Below are 2936 nucleotides of genomic sequence, written 5' to 3'. Positions count from 1 at the left end.
GGGGATCCAGTCCAGCGCTTAGAGAATGGACATTGACAACCCAAACTTGCACATCCTCCTCCCACTCCTCCTCGCTTACTCGCTCCCTCGCATATCCGCTCACGACGTATCTGCCGGTGTCAGAAAAAGATATGGACAATATGGACTCTATTGACAGTGTATCTTCTTCCCCGTCCAGCGTCCACCAGAACTGAATCGAGTCGTTGTTGGCATTGAAGGGAATCAACTCAAAGGTCGCTTCCTGTCGCGGCTCGAGGGATATTTCGGGAAGATTCGGCTCAAAGGCTCGTATGACGCCGCGCACCTGAATCGCCCATTGGACGCTGTCTGCAGGCACGGGATCGACGTTCGGGTCGAGGACTTTGGCTTTCAGGGCATACCCACCGGTCCGGGCGAACGCGTAGGACCGGATTCCGATCCGGTCATCCCCTGCCACCTCCTCCCACCTCACCGCCGCAGAGTCGTAGATCATCCACTCATACCGGAGATTCTCACTATCCCCAATGTAGGCGACGGAGTCGAGAGTGAAGTCTATCTCGCTGTTGCGTTGGACGGTGAGGGATAGGGTGTCGGGGGTGTGGGAGGCGATGAAGAGGTCAGCAACTTCAACCGTCCAAACGACCTCGACCGACCACTCACCCGCGTTAACCCGGCATACGACCGGGAAGGTGCCTCTTTCGTTAAATCGGATAGTGCAGGAAGTATCTTGCGAGCGGACGGTGTCGCGGTAGGTCCACTGGTAGGACATTTCCTCGCCCTGCTGGTTGCGGGCGCGGATGAGGAAGTCGATGGTTTCGCCGGGGAGGACTTTAAGGAGGGAGTCTTCGGGTTCCTTGTGGAAGACGACCGGACCGAGGATGTCGGGTTCGAGGCGGACGATGATAGCGTCGTCGCCGTTTTCTTCTTCATTGCTCACCATCGAACCGCAGGCGACGATGACGTTGTTCGGGAGAGCGATGACCGAGCCTAGACGGTTGCTCAAAACGTTACCCATACCTTCAGCTTCGACTATTTGGCTAAAGTCCTTTCGCCAGACCACGACACCATTTAGGGTGGTTCGGATGGCGAGGGGATAGGAGCGACGTAGCATTTCCCCCCTGAAGAGATTGGGATATTGCCATCCGACAATGATGAATCCATCCGGCAGCCGCGCTATTCCAGCATTTTGATGCCCTGGATTATCCCGTTCTGAATAGATTCGGTCAATCTCTATTTCGCCAGCGTCGTCAACTCGAGTCAAGGTCATATAGGGCCAAAGTCCGCCCCATTCCCACCGCTGAGAATAGATGCCGCCTAAAGCGAAGCCGCCTTCCGGAACTGAAACTATCGAATGAAAGCTTCTGCCATTAGGAGCGGCATAAACTCTCGCCCAAGTTTGCTCACCATCAAAGTCAACTTTTAGGATCCAGCCCGATGGGTACCCGCGGCCAACCGCTATGATTCCGTCAACAGTTTCGCGAAGGGCATAGAGATGGAGCGAACCCATTTCTCCTGCAAAGTATTGGCGATCCCAAATTCGATCTCCATTTCCATCTATACAGACCAGCCGCCCTGCATCGCCAGAATTGGTTCCGCAAAGGACGAATTCTCCGCTTTTCAACTCAATTATACCTGAAAATGCGGTTGGGCCAAATTCAGCACGCCATCTTTCATCCTCCCCGTCTCCACTGATGCGAACAACAAATGCAATACTCTCCCTCGGGGAAGGGCCTACACTACCCGCGGCCAGCAAATCTCCATCATCTGCCTCGATTATTGAGTGAAGCCATATGTCGCCCAGAGGTGCATGCCATCCAATGCGGCCTTCCGCATCGAGTCTGGTTACACTGCCCACATTGTTGCTTCTTGCGGTGAGCACGAAATCGCCATTCTCCATGAAGTAGAGGTCGGTAAAGTAATCATTGCCCGATATATTATAATGGCGCAGCAGGTCGATTTCAGGCTGGGCAATGGCGCCTATGCTGAACAGGCTCCAAGTTGCAAGCGCCATTCCGCATCTGCACCAGATTCTCGAATCGAACCATCCACCGCAGTATGGTTTGATTGGCAAATTCATGATTCTGCTGGCCTGGCCGAACTCAAGGGCTTCTACTGAACGAAAACATCATTTATGGTCAAACCGCTCCAATTCAAGGATGGCTCCGCAATGACTGGATCCGCATTCGGAAAGCCGACGATATCCATTCCGCCCCATTCTCTGTTATCGGGATTTCTCCACCGGAATCGCGCGGTGTCGGCGCTGGAGGGAACACCCTCGATGGTTAGGGTGTAGAGGGTAGCTTGGGCGTTTGGGGTCATTTTCTTCCACTCAGTGACCGCTTGACCAGCGGCATTCAGGAGTTGAACCTCCGCCTCAACGTCATACGGATCGACATCATTCCATTGAATATCCATTTCGAAGTCCAAATCCGTTGCCCACGCCTCCGACGGCGCGGCGAAGAGGCAGACGATTGCGAGCAGCGCGAGGAGCGCGCAGGAGAGAGAGTTGCTTCGAGCCATTGTCTTTCCTGATGAATAGGGTTGACGTTGAGCCCGAGCCGTAGCCCGAGCCGTAGCCCGAGGCAAGGTTTTCACAAAATACGGCTGCAAGAGGAAGATGTCAAGGGTTTTTGCGAGCCCGCCCAAAAATAGTTGCCCGCAGATACGAGCCATTCCGCCACCCTGCAAACGGGCACGAAGCGCCTACGGCGGCTTCGGCCCCTACGCTAACACCCATGAAACGTCCTGCAAGGCTACCTCATCATGACCGCCTTGACAGCGAGGGATTTGGTGCCGGCCTGAAGGCGCAGGAAATAGATGCCGGAGGGAGGTGTGAAAGTCTGAAAGTCTGAAAGTGAGAAAGTATGGCTTCCCGGGGATAGAGGGCCGTCGTGAAGACGGAGGACTTCTCTGCCGTCTATCGCATAAAGGCTGAGCCGGACCGGCAAGAGACCCCC

General features: G+C 54.8%; 4 protein-coding genes. 1 reads left to right on the top strand and 3 read right to left on the bottom strand.

Features of this window, described 5'->3' with window-relative positions; genetic code table 11:
* Positions 1 to 1600, bottom strand: a 1600-nt coding sequence (locus FJY67_11815) for a hypothetical protein (GenBank protein ID MBM3330136.1), incomplete at its 3' end; no start/stop codon positions are given.
* 186 nt (positions 1601 to 1786) lie between these two features.
* Between FJY67_11815 and FJY67_11810 the strand changes: the two genes are divergently transcribed.
* Entirely contained in the window at positions 1787 to 2095 is a 309-nt protein-coding gene (locus tag FJY67_11810) for a hypothetical protein (GenBank protein ID MBM3330135.1), read from the top strand.
* On the opposite strand, the gene FJY67_11805 is transcribed toward FJY67_11810, so the two are convergent.
* Both FJY67_11805 and FJY67_11800 read right to left on the bottom strand, forming a co-directional pair.
* Positions 2089 to 2574 carry a hypothetical protein gene (locus FJY67_11805; protein ID MBM3330134.1) on the bottom strand — a complete coding sequence of 162 codons (486 nt, stop codon included), beginning with the start codon at positions 2572 to 2574 and terminating at the stop codon, positions 2089 to 2091. The genes FJY67_11810 and FJY67_11805 overlap by 7 nt on opposite strands.
* A gap of 158 nt (positions 2575 to 2732) precedes the next feature.
* Positions 2733 to 2936 (bottom strand): T9SS type A sorting domain-containing protein (locus FJY67_11800; protein MBM3330133.1); only part of this gene is annotated, 204 nt, incomplete at its 5' end.

The organism is Calditrichota bacterium, from assembly GCA_016867835.1.
Classification (GTDB): Bacteria; Electryoneota; AABM5-125-24; order Hatepunaeales; family Hatepunaeaceae; genus VGIQ01.
The sequence above is the reverse complement of the archived record's forward strand: the minus strand, read 5'-3'. Positions and strand labels throughout refer to the sequence as shown.

Coding starts and splice junctions, on each gene's coding strand:
- FJY67_11810 (MBM3330135.1), top strand. CDS start 1,787: ATGCCATCCAATGCGGCCTTCCGCATCGAGTCTGGTTACACTGCCCAC.